At 70.0% G+C, this 17,523-nt stretch carries 17 protein-coding genes; 9 read left to right on the top strand and 8 right to left on the bottom strand.

The window, feature by feature from the left end; translation table 11 throughout:
• Positions 1-181 precede the first annotated feature (181 nt).
• Positions 182-1,093 carry a mycothiol synthase gene (gene mshD / locus NS3_RS19845; protein WP_067861941.1) on the bottom strand — a complete coding sequence of 304 codons (912 nt, stop codon included), beginning with the start codon at positions 1,091-1,093 and terminating at the stop codon, positions 182-184.
• Positions 1,094-1,096: 3 nt separating this feature from the next.
• Positions 1,097-1,900: a winged helix-turn-helix transcriptional regulator gene (locus NS3_RS19840; protein ID WP_067861978.1), complete on the bottom strand. Its 804-nt coding sequence runs from the start codon at positions 1,898-1,900 to the stop codon at positions 1,097-1,099.
• 216 nt (positions 1,901-2,116) lie between these two features.
• On the opposite strand from NS3_RS19840, the gene NS3_RS19835 reads away from it, so the two are divergent.
• The 6 genes from NS3_RS19835 to NS3_RS19810 all read left to right on the top strand — a co-directional run bounded on the left by NS3_RS19835 (position 2,117) and on the right by NS3_RS19810 (position 6,259).
• Complete coding sequence (locus tag NS3_RS19835; RefSeq protein ID WP_067861973.1) at positions 2,117-2,929, top strand: LmeA family phospholipid-binding protein; 813 nt, start codon at positions 2,117-2,119, stop codon at positions 2,927-2,929.
• The gene (locus tag NS3_RS19830; protein WP_067861938.1) at positions 2,926-3,372 is read left to right on the top strand and encodes a thioredoxin family protein; all 447 of its coding nucleotides are present in this window, start codon (positions 2,926-2,928) and stop codon (positions 3,370-3,372) included. The genes NS3_RS19835 and NS3_RS19830 overlap by 4 nt, the downstream gene beginning before the upstream one ends.
• 275 nt (positions 3,373-3,647) lie before the next feature.
• On the top strand, positions 3,648-4,163 hold the full coding sequence (locus tag NS3_RS19825) for a DUF4395 domain-containing protein (protein ID WP_067861935.1): 516 nt from the start codon (positions 3,648-3,650) through the stop codon (positions 4,161-4,163).
• A gap of 51 nt (positions 4,164-4,214) precedes the next feature.
• Positions 4,215-5,048, top strand: coding sequence for a sulfurtransferase (locus tag NS3_RS19820; RefSeq protein WP_067861932.1), 834 nt, complete (start codon positions 4,215-4,217; stop codon positions 5,046-5,048).
• Positions 5,049-5,054: 6 nt separating this feature from the next.
• On the top strand, positions 5,055-5,360 hold the full coding sequence (locus tag NS3_RS19815; protein WP_067861930.1) for a DUF1416 domain-containing protein: 306 nt from the start codon (positions 5,055-5,057) through the stop codon (positions 5,358-5,360).
• Positions 5,361-5,560: 200 nt separating this feature from the next.
• On the top strand, positions 5,561-6,259 hold the full coding sequence (locus NS3_RS19810; protein WP_067861927.1) for a heme-binding beta-barrel domain-containing protein: 699 nt from the start codon (positions 5,561-5,563) through the stop codon (positions 6,257-6,259).
• 28 nt (positions 6,260-6,287) lie between these two features.
• Here NS3_RS19810 and NS3_RS19805 read toward each other — a convergent pair whose 3' ends face one another.
• The 6 genes from NS3_RS19805 to NS3_RS19780 all read right to left on the bottom strand — a co-directional run bounded on the left by NS3_RS19805 (position 6,288) and on the right by NS3_RS19780 (position 14,286).
• Positions 6,288-6,512: a hypothetical protein gene (locus NS3_RS19805; protein ID WP_245649705.1), complete on the bottom strand. Its 225-nt coding sequence runs from the start codon at positions 6,510-6,512 to the stop codon at positions 6,288-6,290.
• Between the two features lie 358 nt (positions 6,513-6,870).
• Positions 6,871-8,574 carry a thiol reductant ABC exporter subunit CydC gene (cydC, locus tag NS3_RS19800; protein WP_067861922.1) on the bottom strand — a complete coding sequence of 568 codons (1,704 nt, stop codon included), beginning with the start codon at positions 8,572-8,574 and terminating at the stop codon, positions 6,871-6,873.
• 335 nt (positions 8,575-8,909) lie between these two features.
• A complete protein-coding gene (gene cydD, locus NS3_RS19795; protein ID WP_067861918.1) occupies positions 8,910-10,631 on the bottom strand; it encodes a thiol reductant ABC exporter subunit CydD in 1,722 nt (573 codons plus the stop codon).
• Positions 10,632-10,637: 6 nt separating this feature from the next.
• Positions 10,638-11,669, bottom strand: a complete 1,032-nt coding sequence (gene cydB, locus NS3_RS19790; RefSeq protein ID WP_067861915.1) for a cytochrome d ubiquinol oxidase subunit II — start codon at positions 11,667-11,669, stop codon at positions 10,638-10,640.
• An 11-nt stretch (positions 11,670-11,680) separates the two neighbouring features.
• Positions 11,681-13,186, bottom strand: a complete 1,506-nt coding sequence (locus NS3_RS19785) for a cytochrome ubiquinol oxidase subunit I (RefSeq protein WP_067861912.1) — start codon at positions 13,184-13,186, stop codon at positions 11,681-11,683.
• 182 nt (positions 13,187-13,368) lie between these two features.
• Positions 13,369-14,286, bottom strand: a complete 918-nt coding sequence (locus NS3_RS19780) for an aminodeoxychorismate lyase (protein WP_067861909.1) — start codon at positions 14,284-14,286, stop codon at positions 13,369-13,371.
• Between the two features lie 204 nt (positions 14,287-14,490).
• Between NS3_RS19780 and ygfZ the strand changes: the two genes are divergently transcribed.
• The 3 genes from ygfZ to NS3_RS19765 all read left to right on the top strand — a co-directional run bounded on the left by ygfZ (position 14,491) and on the right by NS3_RS19765 (position 17,375).
• Positions 14,491-15,606, top strand: a complete 1,116-nt coding sequence (ygfZ, locus tag NS3_RS19775) for a CAF17-like 4Fe-4S cluster assembly/insertion protein YgfZ (protein WP_084495757.1) — start codon at positions 14,491-14,493, stop codon at positions 15,604-15,606.
• 96 nt (positions 15,607-15,702) lie between these two features.
• Complete coding sequence (locus tag NS3_RS19770; protein WP_084495756.1) at positions 15,703-16,431, top strand: MOSC domain-containing protein; 729 nt, start codon at positions 15,703-15,705, stop codon at positions 16,429-16,431.
• Positions 16,428-17,375 carry an asparaginase gene (locus tag NS3_RS19765; protein ID WP_067861905.1) on the top strand — a complete coding sequence of 316 codons (948 nt, stop codon included), beginning with the start codon at positions 16,428-16,430 and terminating at the stop codon, positions 17,373-17,375. Before NS3_RS19770 ends, NS3_RS19765 begins: the two co-directional genes overlap by 4 nt.
• Positions 17,376-17,523: the final 148 nt, after the last annotated feature.

Here is a 17,523-nt window from a genome sequence, read left to right as displayed (position 1 = left end):
ATCGTGTTGCCCAAGGAACAAAGTAGATTTCTCCGGTTGACAGTCGGACGAGCCAGGATGAACGCAGGGTGAACAGGATCGCGCGATTGCGTCTGAATTGCGTGATATTTGCCACCGTGTCGCTACGCGCCACTTCGCCGACATCGGATCGACACCCGGTGATTACCCTGCGCGGAGCACGCTAACCGGCGACCGGCTCGCTGTAGGCCACGTCGACATGGAACGGGGTGAACCCCAGTTTCGTATAGGTGACCACCGCCGCGGTGTTGTCGGCTTCGGTGTAGAGCAGCACGGTGTCCAGGCCGCGCGAACGCAGATGCCGCAGGCCGGCCAGGGTGAGCAGTCTGCCCAGGCCACGGCCCTGCGCCACCGGATCGATGCCGACCACGTAGACCTCGCCCAGCGGCGGCGCGGTCTCGGTGTGCACCTTGGTCCAGTGGAAGCCCAGGATCCGTTCCGGCGCGGCGGCCTCGGCCACGATGAACAGGCCCGCCGGATCGAACCAGGACTCCGCGCGCCTGGCCTCGATCTCGCGTTCGGTCCAGCCGCCCTGTTCGGGATGCCAGTCGAACGCGGCGTTGTTGACGCGAAGCAGCTCGGCGGTGTCCGCGGGTCCGGCGTAGGTCCGCAGCACGAGCCCCTCCGGCACCTCCAGCTCGGGTAGCTGGGGGGTCGCCAGACTGCGACGCATCTGCCACAGCTCGCGGGCCACCGTCAGCCCGAGCCGCGCCGCGACGCTCTTGGCCGCGGGCAGATCACCGTGCGCCCAGATCCGCGCGCCCGGACCGCCCTCGGCCAGTGCGGCGCGCACCAGCTCGGTGCCGATACCGCGACCGCGCTGCCCGGGATCGACCGCCGCCTCCACCATCGCGGGGTGGTCGCCGTGCGCGGGAACAAGATTCGCGTATCCGGCGAGCGCACCGTCCTGCTCGGCGAGCAGGTGCCGCGCCGTGCCGGGCGTGGTCAGCGAGAGCACCGCCTGTTCGGAGACCGGCGCGACGCTGTCGGCCACGCGAGCCCGCTCCAGCAGCGCCCGCACCGCCTCGTCCGTGATGTTCGAGGTCTCCTGCCACCGCAGGACGAGGTCGCTCATCGGTTACTGGGCCGATCTGTTGCTCGGGGCGAACGCGTCGTCACCGGGCGCTTCGGGGGAGCCGCCGTCCTCGTCGGGGAAGGTCACCGCTTCCCCTACCCCTGCCGCCTCGGCCGCCTCGCCGCCCTTGGCCGAGGAGCGTGCCGGGCGCACCGCCTTGTAGCCGACATTGCGCACGGTGCCGATCAGCGATTCGTACTCGCTGCCGAGCTTGGCGCGCAGGCGTCGCACGTGCACGTCCACGGTGCGGGTGCCGCCGAAGAAGTCGTAACCCCAGACCTCCTGCAGCAGCTGCGCGCGGGTGAACACCCGGCCGGCGTGCTGGGCGAGGTACTTGAGGAGCTCGAACTCCTTGTAGGTGAGGTCGAGCGGGCGACCGCGCAGCCGGGCCGTGTAGGTGCCCTCGTCGATGACCAGTTCGCCCAGCGTGATCTTGCCGGTGTTCTCCGGGCTGGCCACGCCGCCGTTGCGACCGACCAGCAGGCGCAGCCGGGCGTCCAGCTCGGCGGGGCCGGTGCCGGGCAGCAGGATGTCGTCCAGACCCCAGTCCGCGTTCACCGCGACCAGCCCGCCCTCGGTCAGTACCGCCACGACCGGCACCGACGACCCGGTGCTGCCGAGCAGCCTGCACAGTCCGCGCGCGGCGGCCAGATCGGTCCGGGCGTCTACCAGCGCGACGTCGGCGGTTCCCGCCTCGAGCAGCGAAGCGACCTCGGTCGGCGCGGGTCGCACATTGTGCGCGAGCAGCACGAGCGAGGGCAGCACCGACTCAGGATTGGGGTCGGAGGTCAGCAGGAGCAGCTCCACAAGCCCTCCTCCCATCTCATAGCACGGCCTACGTGTGGCGACGGCGCCGAAGCCGGGCAGCACGAGCAACACCGGAGCACCGAAGCCGCATCGCTGTTACAGGTGATCGGATGCAAGATTAGCGCGTGCAACCCGATGACCTCGCGGTCCGGGTGAATGTACCCGCGCCGGGACCGTCGCGTCCGGCAACCGGGCGCCGCACTAGTGTGGGCGAACATGCGCAAGGTGATCATCGGGCTGCTGTGCCTGGCGGGCCTGGCGGTGATCGTCGACTTCGGCGCCGCCGCCTACTCCGAGTACCAGGTCTCGCGCACCCTGCGCGAAGGAGCCGACCTCGGCGCCGACCCCGAGGTGACCATCCACGGCTTCCCCTTCCTCGCCCATGCCCTGGACGGCAGGTTCGAGAGCGTGGTCATCACCGCTGTCGCCGTCCGGCCCGACATCCCCGGCGAGATCTCCATCGATGCGACGCTGACCGGTGTCCGGTTGAACCTGGAGGACCTCGACGACGGCGGCGGCAGGCGGGTGCCGGTCGAGCGGGTCGACGCGGCCATGCGAGTCCGGCCCACCGAACTCGGCAGGCTGTTCAACATCCCCGACCTGCAAGTGCATTCGCGCCCGGCGGACAAATCCGACGGGACCGGCGGATCGGGCGGATCGGGCATGACGACCGAGGGGGCGCTGGTGCTCACCGGCACAGTCCCACGGACAGGCGCGCCGACGAACATGGCCGCCGGGCAGACCGGCGTCGCGGTGGCCGTCGACGCCGATCTGGTGCTCGACGGCGACCAGATCCGGATCACCGCCACCGGCCTGCACCGCAGCGACGAGAGCGACCTCGCCACCGCGGCCGTGGTGCCCGAGGTGGACGAGCCCGCCGTGCTCGCGATGTTCTCCCGCACGATCGACACCAAAGACCTGCCGTTCGGCGTTACCCCTACCAAGGCGTTCGCGCTCGGCGGCCAGATCGTGGTGGAAGGCCGGGGCGAGAACGTGACCATCGACCTGGATCAGTTGCAGAGGCCATGACCGAAATCACAATCCTGATCGTCGTCCTGATCGTCGCCGCGGGCATCGGGCTGTTCGTGCGGCGTCGGGACGGTCGCGCCAGGCCGACGGCGGCCGCGGCGACCGACACCCGGCGCACCGAACTGCTCACGGCCGCGGGCATCGGCACGGCCGGTCCGGCGGTGCTGCATTTCTCCGCCGAATGGTGCGGGCCGTGCGCGGCGGTGCGGCGCGTGGTCTCCGGCGTCACAGCGGATTTGGCGGATCGCCCGCAACCGCCGCGCGACATCGAGATCGACATCGATGCCGAGCCTGCCCTCGCCCGCGAACTCAATGTGCTCTCGCTGCCGACGACCTTCGTGTTCGACGCCGCGGGCCGTGAACGCTTCCGCATCTCCGGCGTTCCGAAGACGGCCGACCTGCGCTCCGCGCTGGACCCCTTGACAGGGGCCGACCAGGGCTGAGCACCCGTTGCCCGACCCCGCTGGTCCATTTCCCGCTCGAATTGGGTAAACTGCCTTCCGTGCAAGCCAACCACGAGCTGATGCTCACCCGACGTCGCACAGTTGACCTGTGTCGACTCGGTGGTTGTTGCTGCCTGTGCCGCTGACGGCCGGCCGTCTTCCGAAGTTCCATCCGACGCCGACCGCTGCCCGCCGCGCGAGTGATCCCTTCCGGTAGATCCTCCGGCGACCTGGCCATTCCGCCACCGAAAGCAATCAGCGCAGGAGTACGCACCATGTCTTCTCACCTCGAAACGTCTTCGGGCCTCGAGCCCCGCACCGAGGCCGCCTCGCGGCCCGCATTCGATCAGGTCGATGTGCGCGGACCGCGGTTCGTCGCCTGGATCACCACCGCCGTGCTGGTGCTGGTGCTGCTCGCGGCGTCCGCCGCCCCCGGCCTGGCCACCGCGTTGATCGCGGTGCAGGCGGTCGTGTTCGCCGTCGGCGCGCTGACGGGGCCCCGCAAGCATCCCTACGGCCTGATCTTCGGCACGCTGGTCGCGCCGCGGCTGGGGCCGGTCACCGAAACCGAGCCGACGCCGCCGCTGCGCTTCGCCCAGCTGCTCGGCTTCGCCTTCGCGGCCGTGTCCCTGCTGGGCTTCGTGCTCGGCTCCACCGTGGTCGGCGCGGTGTTCGCCGGCTTCGCCCTGTTCGCGGCGTTCCTGAACGCCGCGTTCGGAATCTGCCTGGGTTGCCGGATCTATCCGCTGGTCGCCCGTTTCCGTCCGGCCGGATCCCCGGCATCGAACTGACCCTGCACTGTTACTTCCGACCCTGCAGTTGTCATCGCTGAAAGGAACACAATGGCTCGCTCCGATGTCCTGGTCTCCGTGGACTGGGCCGAAGAGAACCTCAACACCCCCGGCGTGGTCTTCGTCGAGGTCGACGAGGACACCTCCGCCTACGACACCGGTCACATCGAAGGCGCCGTGCGCCTGGACTGGAAGACCGATCTGCAGGATCCGGTCCGTCGCGACTTCGTCAGCCAGGAGCAGTTCTCCGACCTGCTCTCCGCGCGCGGCATCTCCAACGACGACACCGTCGTGCTCTACGGCGGCAACAACAACTGGTTCGCGGCCTACGCCTACTGGTACTTCAAGCTCTACGGCCACAACGACGTCAAGCTGATCGACGGCGGCCGCAAGAAGTGGGAGCTCGACGGCCGCCCGCTGTCGACCGACGCCGTGAGCCGCCCGGCCACCCAGTACAAGGCCGCCGCGCCGGACCTGTCGATCCGCGCCTTCCGTGACGAGGTCATCGCGGCCATCGGCACCAAGAACCTGGTCGACGTGCGTTCGCCCGACGAGTTCTCCGGCAAGATCCTCGCCCCCGCGCACCTGCCGCAGGAGCAGAGCCAGCGGCCCGGCCACGTTCCCACCGCGATCAACGTGCCGTGGAGCAAGGCGGCCAACGAGGACGGCACCTTCAAGTCCGACGAGGAACTCGCCGCGCTCTACAAGGACGCGGGCCTGGACGGCGAGAAGGAGACCATCGCCTACTGCCGCATCGGCGAGCGTTCCTCGCACACCTGGTTCGTCCTGCAGGAACTGCTGGGCCACCAGAACGTCAAGAACTACGACGGGAGCTGGACCGAGTACGGCTCCCTCATCGGTGCACCGATCGAGTTGGGAGAGTAATCAGTCATGTGTGCAGCACCTACTCAGGGACAGGCCATTCCGGCGGGCGTCGACGTGGAGAAGGAGACGGTCATCACCGGCCGTGTCCTGAGCACCGACGGTCAGCCGGTGGGCGGCGCGTTCGTGCGTCTGCTCGACGGCAACGGTGACTTCACCGCCGAGGTCGTCGCCTCCGGCACCGGAGACTTCCGCTTCTTCGCCGCGCCGGGCTCGTGGACCGTGCGCGCGCTGTCCTCGGCCGGCAACGGCTCGGCCGAGGTCAGGCCCGAAGGCGCGGGCATCCACAACGTGGACGTCGCTGTCGCGAAGTAAGACCCTCAGGGCGCGAACGGCCCCGCGGCCCCGCCGGATCGGTACGATCCGACGGGTTGCCGCGGGGCCGTTTCGCTGTCTCGGAACGGGCTCGATAGACTCGGCGACGTGGTCCTCTTCTTCGAAGTTCTGCTGGTCCTGGTGTCGGTACTGATCGCGTGGTTCGGTCTGTACGTGTTCTACCGGCTGTTCACCGAATCATGAGCGGTCTCGCGAGCGAAGGTTCCGAACCGGCCGAGCGAGCGAGTGACACCATGAACGGCCACGCCGCAGCGCCACGCCGCAGCGGCGATCGAGCCGTTGCCGACGCCGCCGAGCGCGCCGAATCCACCGCCGGCCGCAACATTCCGGTGCTGCCGGATCTGCCGTTGCCCGAGGACACCGCGAATCTGCGGCTCGGACCCGACCTCAATCACGCCGTGCTGGCGCTGCTGCCGATGGTCGGCGTCTGGCGCGGCGAGGGCGAAGGCTACGACCCCGCGCGCGGCGACTACCGCTTCGGCCAGCAGATCGTCGTCTCCCACGACGGCGGCGACTATCTGTCCTGGGAATCGCGGAGCTGGTTCCTCGACGACGAGGGCAACTACGACGGTCCCGACCTGCGCGAGACCGGTTTCTGGCGGGTCGGCGTGGACGGCAACGACGAAGTCATCGAACTGCTGCTGACCCACAGCACCGGCATCGTCGAACTCTTCTACGGCACCGCCCTCACCCAGGCGTCCTGGGAACTGGCCACCGACGTGGTGATCCGCAGCCAGTCCGGCATCGTCGTCGGCGGCGCCAAGCGCCTCTACGGCATCGTCGAGGGCGGCGACCTGGCATATGTCGAGGAGCGCGTCGTCGCGGACGGACCGCTGGAACCGCGCCTGTCCGCTCGGCTCCAGCGCTACATCGGCTGACCGGATCGTCCGAACCCCACGTCGCCGCTCAGCCGCGACAGCCCAGCGCGGTCAGGTCGATGTCGATCGGAAACGGCGCGGAGATCCGCACCCGGTCATGGAAGATGCCGACCGGGACATAGCGGTTCGTCGCCGGATCGAGTTCGTAGGCGTAGACGACGACACGATCATCGGCTCCGCGCTCCACACGCCAGAAATGCGGGATACCGGCATTCGCGTACTTCAGCGGCTCGGTCTCCCTGTCGCGTTCCACCGAATCCGGCAAGACCGCCCTCGACCGCGAGCACGAGGGGGGATCACTCAGTCGGGGAGCGACTCGACGGTCATCGTCCCAGCGTAACTTTCTCTCGTCGATCGGTCCGGCAGTCGATCGTTCCGGAAACGGAACGACCCCCGAGTCGTATCGGCGCGGGCTGGTGCCTGCGCCGATCCCGGGCGGACTCGACCGGGGACTCGGGGGCCGGGTGACTGTCTGGTATTCGCTCGGCGCACAGGGTACGGGCGGATACCACCAGTGGTGGGCGCCTAGCGGACAGCCACCTCACATGTCCTGGAACTATCCATTCCTCGAACCACCTCCCTTCCTGTGTACCGACGAAAGTAGTCGCCGTTCAGGAGGTCGGCAATGTATTTTCCGCGACGTTCGCGGTGCGCGAATCCGGCGCGCACGGGCCGGGGACGATATCGATCCGCCAGGGCGGTGCGACCCGGACCACGGTGTCGGCGCGGTGCTCGGCGGGGAGCTGATGGGTGACCACGACGACCACGCGATCGGGCGACACCAGGCCGGAGTCGACGTCGAGCAGGGCGCGCAGCAGGTCGGTGCCCGCATCGGCCTCCATGTGCTCGGTCGGCTCGTCGAGCAGTAGCACTCGGGCCGGGGAGACCAGGGCACGGGCGAGCAGGAGACGCCGGCGCTGGCCGCCGGACACCGCCGACGCGCCGCCGACGAGATCGGTGCGCACACCGTCGGGCAGGGTGTCGAGCCAGTTCCCGAGACCGACGGCGCGCAGTGCGTCCTCGGCTTGGGCTTCGGTGAGATCGCCACGGGCGACGCGCAGGTTCTCCAGCACGCTCGTGCCGAACAGGTGCGCGTCCTCGGCGAAGTAGGTGATCCCGGCACGCTGAGCGGCGCCCTGGTCACCGAGCAGACCGGCCCAGACCATCAGCAGCGTCGACTTGCCCGCACCGCTGGGACCGATCACCGCGATGCGGCGGCCCGGGGGGAGGCCGGGGAGGTCGGACGGAAGGTCTTCCCCTATCGCCGCAATGACATCGTCCCTATCGGGCATGGCATCGTCCCTGTCGGGCACGGTGCGTTCGGCGCGCTCGATGCGGCCCAGCGCCGCGCGGGCCGTGGTGACGGCTCTGGCGGCGGCGGGAAGTGCGGCCATCGCCTCGAAGGACGACAAGGGCAGCAGCACCAGGATCGTCAGCGCCATCGGGGTCATGCCGCCGGGCAGGCCTCCGCCGGGGCCGTAGACGGCGACGCCGACCAGCAGCGCGCCGAGGACGCTCGCGCCCATCGCCAGCGGTGTGGCCGCGGCCGACCACGCGGTCCGGGCGGCGGCGGAGTCCTCGGCGGCCACCGCGCGCTGTCCCGAAGTCCGGGCAGCGGCCACGGTGTCGTCGAGGCGGCCCGCCACCCGCAGTTCGGGAGCGTGGTCGAGAACGGTGAGCGCGCGAGCGGTGAACTCGGCGCGATCGGCGACCACCGCGACCTCGGCCTCACGGGCGGCGCGGGCCGACAGCCAGGGGGCGAGCACTCCCGACACCGCCAGGGACGCGGCCAGTATCACCGCGGCCGCGGGCGAGATGAAGGCGATGGCGCCGACCGCGGCCAGCGCGAGCACCACCGCGACGGCGATGGGGACCAGCGCACGCACCACCACCGAGCCGAGATCGTCGATATCGCTGCCGACCCGGACCAGCAGGTCGCCGCGGCGCAACGGGCGGCCGGGGCCCTCGGCGGCTTCCGACGTCCGGCGTTCGCGGCGCAGCCAGATGTCGGAGCCGGCCAGTTCGCGGTAGACGCTGGTGCGCGCCGTGGTCATGGAGCGCAGGGCGACGTCGTGGGTCGCCAACCTCTCCAGGTACCGGCACAGGCCGCGGGAGATGCCCAGCGCGCGTACCGCGGTCACGGCGACGCTGAGGTCGAGCACCGGCGGCATCTGCCAGGCCCGGGCGATCAGCCAGGCGGCCAGCCCCGCCAGGGCGAGCGCGCTACCGAAGGACAACACACCCCACCCGATCGCGACGCCCACCCGCAGCGGCGCGAGTTCGAGCAACCGCCAGATCTTGCGCAGATCCGCCAACAGCGACGTGAGTCCCGATCGCCGTCGCCCGGGATCGCTGTCGACGTCGGTGCGAGTGCCTGACCCTGACCCGATGCCCGCGCGAGCACCGGGGCCGACGCCTGAGCCGACCCCGGCCCCGGCGCCTGAACCGGAATCGGAACCCGAGCCCGAACCGAGGCCGATGCCAGACCCCGAACCGGAGCCCGAACCCGAACCGGAGCCGATGCCAGAACCAGAACCGGAGCGCGAACCAGAGCCGGGGCCGATGCCAGAACCAGAGCCGATGCCAGAACCAGAACCAGAGCCGGAGCCGGAGCCGGAGCCGGGACGAAGGTCGGGGCGGAACGACGCGCTCACGACGCACTCACCGCGTCCTTCGACAGCACCGGCACGATCTCGTCGGCGGATGCCAGCACGGTGGGCCGGTGCCCGACCACCACGACAGTCGCGCCCGCGGCCGCCCGCTCGCGCAGCGCGGCGAGAACGCCCGCTTCGCTCGCCTCGTCCAGGTGCGCGGTCGGCTCGTCGAGCAGCAGCACCGGCCGGTGCGTGGCGAGCATCCGCGTCAATGCCAGTCGCTGCCGCTGTCCGAGGCTCAGGCCGTGCCCGCCCGCACCGACGACGGTCTGCCATCCGCGTGGTAGTTCGGCGAGCACGGCGTCGAATCCGGTGGCGGCGCAGGCGCGATCGAGGTCGGCGAGGTCACCCGCGCCGAGCAGTTCCAGGTTCTCCCGCAGTGTGCCCGGCACCAGCACCGGTCGCTGCGGCAGCCACGCCAGCCGGTCCCACCACGCCCGCTGATCCAGCGCGCGTACGTCCACCCCGTCGACGAGCACCCGCCCCTGCTCGGGTTCGATGAGCCCGAGGATCGCCGACACGGCGGTGGACTTGCCGCTGCCGTTGGCACCGGCCAGCACGGTCACCGCCCCCGGCCGCGCATCGGCGTTCAGTTCCCACGGCGCCCAGCCTTCCCGGGCGCGCACCCCCAGACCCCGCACTTCGATATGAGCGGCGCCCTGGCTCGGCCGTCGCGCGCCCGGCTTCTCGGTCGTCACGGCGGTCCCGCCGGGGCGCGCACCGGCGGGCTCGAGCACCGCGAACGCCTTGTCCGCGGCGGCCATTCCGTCCTGAGCGGCGTGGAACCGCTCCCCCAGGGTGCGCAATGGCAGGTAGACCTCGGGCGCGAGGATCAGCGCCACCAGCCCGTCGTAGAGGTCCATCCCGCCGTAGACCAGGCGCAGGCCGATGGACACGGCGATGAGGGCGACGCTGAGGGTGGCCAGCAGTTCCAGCACCATCGAGGACAGAAAGGCCACGCGCAGCGCGCGCATGGTGCGGATACGCAGGCTGTCGCCGAGCGCCCGGACGCGCGGGACCATCGACGGCGCCGTCGACGCGCCCGTGTCGTTCCCGGCGCTTTCGCGGCCGAGCGCACGCAGGGTGGGCATGCCGGCGAACAGGTCGAGCAGCTGGTCGGACAGGCGGGTGGTCGCTTCCAGCGTGGCCGTCGCCCGGCCCTGGGTGAGCAGGCCGATGAGGATCATGAAGATCGGGATCAGCGGCAGGGTCACCACGGCGATGCCGCCGGAAACCGGGTCGTGGGCGAAGATCACCGCCAGCAGCACCGGGGGCACCAGGACGGTGAGCAGCAGGGCGGGCAGGTAGCCGGTCAGGTAGTCGCGCAACCCGGACAGTCCGGTGCCCACCACGACCGCGAGTTCGGTTCTGCGATTGTCGAGTTCACGCGGGGTGAGCCCGGCTCCCGCGGCCAGCACGGCGGTCTCCAGTTCGGCGACCACGCTCGCGCCCGCCCGGTGCGCCAGCCTGGCCTGCCACCAGCTCGCCACCGCGCGCCCGCCCAGCGCCACCGCGAGCACCGCGAGTTCGATCGTCCAGTCGGCGAACTCGCGGCGCGTCGGGTCGGTGATCACCCCCGCCAGCACCCGGCTCAGCGCCACGGCGGCGACGACGATGCAGACCGTGGTCAGCACCGACAGGCCGACGCTGTAGCCGAGATAGCGGCGCGCCGAGCGGGCATGGCGCCACAGGCGGGGATCGACGGGCGGACGGGCCATCGGGGCTCAGACCTTGCCCGGCCGCCGGCTCAGCCCGATCGGCGCCGGGATGTGTTCGACGCTCAGGCGCTGACGGAACACCCAATAGGTCCATGCCTGATAGCCGAGCACCACCGGGGTCACCACGACCGCCGCCCAGCTCATCACCTTCAGTGTGTACGGCGTCGACGAGGCGTTGTCGACGGTCAGCGAGAAGGCATCCGAAATCGTCGAGGGCAGCACATTCGGGAACAGCGCGCCGAACAGCAGCACGGTGGCCGCGGCGATGGTCAGCGCGGTGCCGGTGAACGCCCAGCCGTCCCGGTCTGCCAGCACCGCGACAGCGGCGACGACCAGCCCGACCACAGCCAGCGCCAGGGGAATCAAGGTCCAGCCCTGCCCATAGGCCACCTGGGTCCAGATCCCGAATCCGGCCACCACGAGCGCGGTCGGAGCGAGCAGCAGCTTGGCGATGCGCACCGCGTCCGCGCGCACCTCGCCCCCGGTCTTGAGCCCGAGGAAGATCGCGCCGTGCAGCGCGAACAGCAGGCCGGTGGTCAGCGCGCCCAGCAGCGAGTACGGGCTGAGCAGATCCCCCACCGAACCGGTGATCTGCTTGTCCTCGTCCAGCGGAACGCCGTGCACGATGGTGGCGAACACCCAGCCCCAGGCGAACGCGGGCACCCACGAACCGATCCCGATGCCGAGATCGCAGCGGGCCCGCCAGCGCGGATCGTTGATCTTGCCGCGCCATTCGATGGCGCAGATCCGCAGGATCAGCGCCACCAGCACCAACAGCAGCGCGAAGTAGAACCCGGAGAACACGCTGGCGTACCACTCCGGGAAGGCGGCGAACATGGCGCCGCCCGCGGTGATCAGCCAGACCTCGTTGCCGTCCCACACCGGGCCGATGGTGTTGAGCACGACCCGCCTGCGGGTGTCGTCGCCCTTGCCGAGGATCGGCATCAGCATGCCGACACCGAAGTCGAAGCCCTCCAGCACGAAATAGCCGGTGAACAGGACGCCGATCAGTACGAACCAGAATTCCGCGAGACTCATTGCCTGGCTCCTCAGTACGCGAACGACAGTTGTTCGACGGCGGGCTCTCGGTCTTTCTCGCCCCGGTCACCGCCCGCGCCGCCGGTGTAGTCCTCGGGACCGTGGGGTTCGGGGCGGCTCGCCGGGTCCGGGCCCTCGATCACATAGCGGCGCATCAGGTAGAACCACGCCACCGCGAGCAGGCCGTAGAGCAGGGTGAACACCACCAGCGAGATGACCACCGTGCTCGTCGCGTGGTCGGAGACGCCCTGTTGCACGGTCATCCGCAGCAACGGGTCGCCGGTCGGGTTGGGCACGACCACCCACGGCTGCCTGCCCATCTCGGTGAACACCCAGCCCGCGCTGTTGGCCAGGAACGGTGTGGGGATGGCCAGCAGGCTCAGCCACGAGAACCAGCGCTGATCGGGCACGCGGCCGCGCCTGGTCACCCACCATCCGGCCAGCAGCAGCAGGATCGAACCGGCCGCCAGGCCGATCATGGCGCGGAAGGACCAGTAGGTGACGAACAGGTTGGGCCGGTAGTCGCCGGGGCCGAACTTCTCGACGTAGGCGTCCTGGAGGTCCTTCACACCGTCGAGGGTGACGCCGTCGAACTTGCCCTCGGCCAGGTACGGCAGCACATAGGGCACCTCGATGAGGTGGCTGACGCTGTCGCAGTTGTTGTGGGTGCCGACGGTGAGCACCGAGAAGTCGGGATCTTCCTGCGTGTGGCACAGCGATTCGGCCGAGGCCATCTTCATGGGCTGCTGGTCGAACATCAGCTTGCCCTGGATGTCGCCGGTGATCACCAGTCCGATCATCGAGACCGCGATCACCCACGCGCCCATCCGCCCGGCCGGACGCCACATGCTGCGCGCTTCTTCCAGCTTCTCGGGGTCACCGCTGCGCGCGTTGCGCACCATCCACCAGCCGGCGATACCGGCCACGAAGGTGCCCGACACCAGGAACGAGCCCGCGATCACATGCGGGAACGCGGCCAGGGTGGTGTTGTTGGTGAGCACTTCCCAGATGCTGGTGAGCTCGGCGCGGCCGCGTTCGGGGTTGTAGCGCGCACCGACCGGGTGCTGCATGAACGAGTTGGCGGCGATGATGAAGTAGGCGGAGGCGTTCACGCCGATCGCGGCGATCCAGATGGTGGCCAGGTGCACCAGCCGGGGCAGCCGGGTCCAGCCGAAGATCCACAGGCCGATGAAGGTCGACTCCATGAAGAAGGCGATGAGCGCTTCCAGCGCCAAGGGCGCGCCGAAGACGTCGCCGACGAAGCGGGAGTATTCGCTCCAGTTCATGCCGAACTGGAATTCCTGCACGATGCCGGTGGCGACGCCGAGCGCGAAATTGATCAGGAACAGCTTGCCGAAGAACTTCGTCAGGCGATACCAGCGTTCGTTGCCGGTGATCACCCAGGCGGTCTGCATGCCCGCGACCAGCGGCGCCAGACCGATGGTGAGCGGGACGAACATGAAGTGGTAGACGGTGGTGATACCGAACTGCCACCGGGATATGTCCAGCACATCCATCCGAACCTCCAACCCGACCTACTACGAAATGTCGTAGCCAAGGCTACGTCGGCTGGCGCCAGGAGAGAACGAGGCGCGCATCACGAACTGACATCACCTCGTCACTGAGCTGCGGTTTTCCGGCCCGGCGGTGCCTACCACGCACCGGAAGTGCGCAGCGTCACGCCGCCGGGCCGCGAGGATCACCAGTCGCCGATCGCTCCGCCGCGTTCGATGCCGCGACCGACGAGGTCGATGATCTCCTCGGCGTTGTCCGGCGCCGACATCCGCAGACCGTCCAGCGAATTCACCCGCGCGGCCAGCGTGACGCTCGACAGCATCCAGATGCTGTCGCAGGTCAGCAGGTCGGCGGTGAACAGCGGCGCGTAGCGGCATTCCCAGCCCGCTTTGGTCGCCTCGGTATAGAGCGCGCGCTGCGTCACGCCCGGCAGCACACTGTTCTTGGCGGGTGGAGTGATCAGCTCCTTGTCCCTGGCGATGACGACCGTCGAACGCGGCCCTTCCAGGACCCGGTTCTCGGTGCTGGTGAAGATCACGTCGTCGGCGCCCATCCGGTGCGCGAACCGCAGCGCGGCCATATTCGTCGCATAGGACAGCGTCTTGGCGCCGATGAGCTGCCACGGCGCGGCCTGAGCCAGGTCGATCGAGATACCGCGGGCCAGCGTCACCACCGACACGCCCTCGGTGCGGGCCTTCTCGACGCGCTCGGGCACCGGCGTCACCAGTACGTAGGCGGTCGGCACCGGCACCGCCGCGGCCAGATCACCCGAGGTGACCGAGGAGGGCGCGTTCAGTTCGGACTCGCGGCCGCGGGTGAGCACCAGGCGAAGGATGCCCTCGCGGTCGCTGCCCCACTCCTTGGCGGCGATCTGCGCGGCCTCGCGCCACTTGGCCAGTTCGGGCTCGGGTAGATCCAGCGCCTGCGAGGAGCGGCGCAGCCGGCCGAGATGGAATTCCAGCGCACACGGATCGCCATCGCGCACCAGCACCGTCTCGAAGACTCCGTCGCCGCGCAGCACCCCGATGTCGTCGGCGAACAGCAGCGGCTCGTCGGCGTCGCGAACGACGCCGTCGAGGGTGACAAGAACTCGATCTACCATGCGTCGAGCCTAGGCGGAACGGGTTGCCCGTGCCTACGTCAATCGCGAGTTTCCACCACCGGATTCGCATTCTTCGCACCGGATGCGCCCCCGCCCGTCCCGCGACCGCCGAAACGGCGCGTATTCACCGTCGGCGCGTGAGATTTCGGGCTCGTCCGGGACCGGTGCGCACACCTGAGCCCGGGCACGCCTAGAGTGGATGAGGTGTCCGTGGACGATGCACCCAGCCCTTTGCTCTCCGTCGCGGGCGCTGTCGCGGGCCCGCCCGGTTCTCCGGACGCCGCCGTGGCCTGGCATCACGGCGATCCCCTCGGCGAACAACGCGCGGCCGCCGAGCGGGTCGCGATCGTGGATCGCTCGCACCGGTTCGTCCTGAGGATCACCGGAGCCGAGCGGCTGAGCTGGCTGCACACCATCTCCAGTCAGCATCTCACCGGGCTCGCCGACCGGCAGTCGGCGGAGAACCTCGATCTGGATCTCAACGGTCGCGTGCAGCACCACTTCGTGCTCAGCGATCTCGACGGCACCCTGTGGATCGACACCGAAGGCGAGCGCGGGCCCGCGCTGCTGGACTTCCTGACGAAGATGGTGTTCTGGGCCGCCGCTGAACCTGTCGCCGCCACCGATCACGCGGTGCTGAGTTTGCTCGGTCCCCGGGTGGACAGCCTGCGCGACGCGCTCGGCGTGCCCGAACTGCCGGACGTCTACGAGGTCACCCCGCTGCCCCGCGGCGGCTTCCTGCGCCGGATGCCCTGGCCCACCGATGATTCCTACGACCTCGTCGTCCCCCGCGACCAGCTCACCGCCTGGTGGTCCGAACTCACCGAGGCAGGCGCCGAGCCCGCCGGGATGTGGGCGTTCGAGGCCCTGCGGGTGGCCGCGCTGCGCCCCCGGATCGGGCTGGACACCGACGAGCGCACCATCCCGCACGAGGCGCGCTGGATCGGCGGAGTCGCCGAACGCGGCGCCGTGCACCTGGACAAAGGGTGCTACCGCGGGCAGGAGACGGTCGCCCGGGTCCACAATCTCGGCAAGCCGCCCCGGCAGCTGGTGCTGCTGCATCTGGACGGCTCCAGCGACGAGCGCCCCGCACCCGGTGACGATGTGACCGCGGGCGGGCGCACGGTGGGCAGGCTCGGCACCGTCGTCGACCACTTCGAATACGGCCCGATCGCCCTGGCGCTGATCAAGCGCGCCGTGCCCGTCGATACCGCGCTCACCGTGGGCTCCTGCGCCGCGGCCATCGACCCCGACTCGGTGCCCGGCGAAGGCGGCCCGCAGGCGGGCAGGCTCGCGGTCGAGCGGCTGCGGGGCCGGTGATCGGCACCCCCCGGCGCGGGCGGCGCCGGATCGGCAGCGATGACGTGTCCGTACCGAGCCGCTTCGCGCGCTCGGCCGAACAGGGGAGGCGAACCGATGCGGCGTACCGATGATCACCCCGGGCCCGCCCGGGTGCTCGCCGTGTGCGTGGTCCACGCGGAACTCATCGTGCCGGGCCGGGTCGGGCGTACCGCCATCGACAAGCGCCCGGTGCCGGGCCGGGTCGAGGTCGGTCCGCTCGGGCTGACCGGCGACCACGTCTGCAACACCGCCGACCACGGCGGCGTGCACCAAGCCGTCTACGCCTATGCCGAGCAGGACGCGCGGCTGTGGGCGGCCGAACTCGGCCGTGAGCTACCGGCGGGCTGGTTCGGCGAGAACCTGCGCATCGAGGGGATGGCCGTCTCCGACGCGGTGGTCGGCGCTCGCTGGGCGATCGGCGACACCCTGCTCGAGGTGAGCGCGCCACGCGTGCCGTGCGCGACCTTCGGACACGTGGCCGGTGAGGCACGGTGGGTCAAGCGCTTCGCCGAGCGCGCGCATACCGGCGCGTACCTGAGGGTGCTCGAAGCCGGCACGATCGGGGCGGGCGATCGCGTCGAGGTGGTGCACCAGCCCGGCCACGGCATCACCGTGCGCGATGTGTTCACCGGCGGGGATATGAACCGGCTGGCCACCCTGCTCGCCGAGGAGCCGACGATCTCCGACGACGTCCGGATGCAGATCGACCGGCATGCCCGCCGTCACGGAGTCTTCTCCCCCACCGCCGCTGTGCCCGCCGGCGCTGTACCCGGGGGGAACGTCGAGGACGAGGTGGCCTCATGAGCGTGGAACTGGTCGAGGTGGTGCGTTCCGGCTTCCGCGAGTGCGTGCACCGGGGTTCGGTGGTCGTCCTCGGCCCGGACGGCGAACCGACGGTGTCGCTCGGCGAAACGCATCTGCCGATCTTCCCGCGCTCGACCAACAAGCCGATGCAGGCGCTGACCTTGCTGCGTCTCGGGTTCGAACCTGCCGACGAGGTGGAGTTGGCGCTGTCGAGCGCCTCGCACTACGGCGAGCGCGACCACATCGAACTGGTCGAGCGCCTGCTCACCCGATTCGGTTTCACCGAGGCCGACCTGGCCTGCCCACCGGATCTGCCGTTCGAGGAACACGCCCGCGCGCAGGCACTGGCCGCGGGCCCGCGCCCGATCTATATGAACTGCTCGGGCAAGCACGCCGCCATGCTCGCCACCTGCGCGGTCAACGGCTGGCCCACCGAGGGCTACCTCGCGGAGAACCACCCGCTGCAGCAGGCCGTCGCCGCCACGGTCGTCGAACTGACCGGCGAACCCGAGACCGATCTGGGCATCGACGGCTGCGGGTTGCCCATCATCCCCGTCTCGCTGGTCAACCTCGCCCGCGCGTACGCCCGGCTGGCCACCGCCGATGCCGGCACCCCGCAGCGTCGGGTCGCCGACGCCATCCGCGCCCATCCGCGAGTGATTTCGGGCACGAACGCGCCGGACCTGATGATCATGAACGCGACTCCCGGACTCGTCTGCAAGATCGGGGCCGACGGAGTGCACGCCGGCGCGCTGCCCGACGGATCGGCTTTCGCTTACAAGATCGAAGACGGCGGCGACCGCGCGCGCATGCCCCTGACGCTGGCGATTCTGCAGCGGATGGGGATCCATTGGACAGCCGTCCATGACGATTTGGCGGCCCGACCGGTGCTCGGCGGCGGCGCTCGGGTGGGGGTGATCCGGGCCATCCCCGGCATACTCTGAGCGACGCGGCATACGGCGGAATTCCGGCACCCGAACCCCAGGTGAGGGCACTTCGGTCACTCATGGAGGCGCGGACGCCTGACACACGCTAAAGTGTCTGTCAGGAAGAGTATTAATTCGAACGGGGCCGCCAACACACCCCAGGCCG

The organism is Nocardia shimofusensis NBRC 100134 (assembly GCF_001613125.1).
Taxonomy (GTDB): domain Bacteria; phylum Actinomycetota; class Actinomycetes; order Mycobacteriales; family Mycobacteriaceae; genus Nocardia; species Nocardia shimofusensis.
This window is presented reverse-complemented; position numbering and strand designations above follow the sequence as displayed.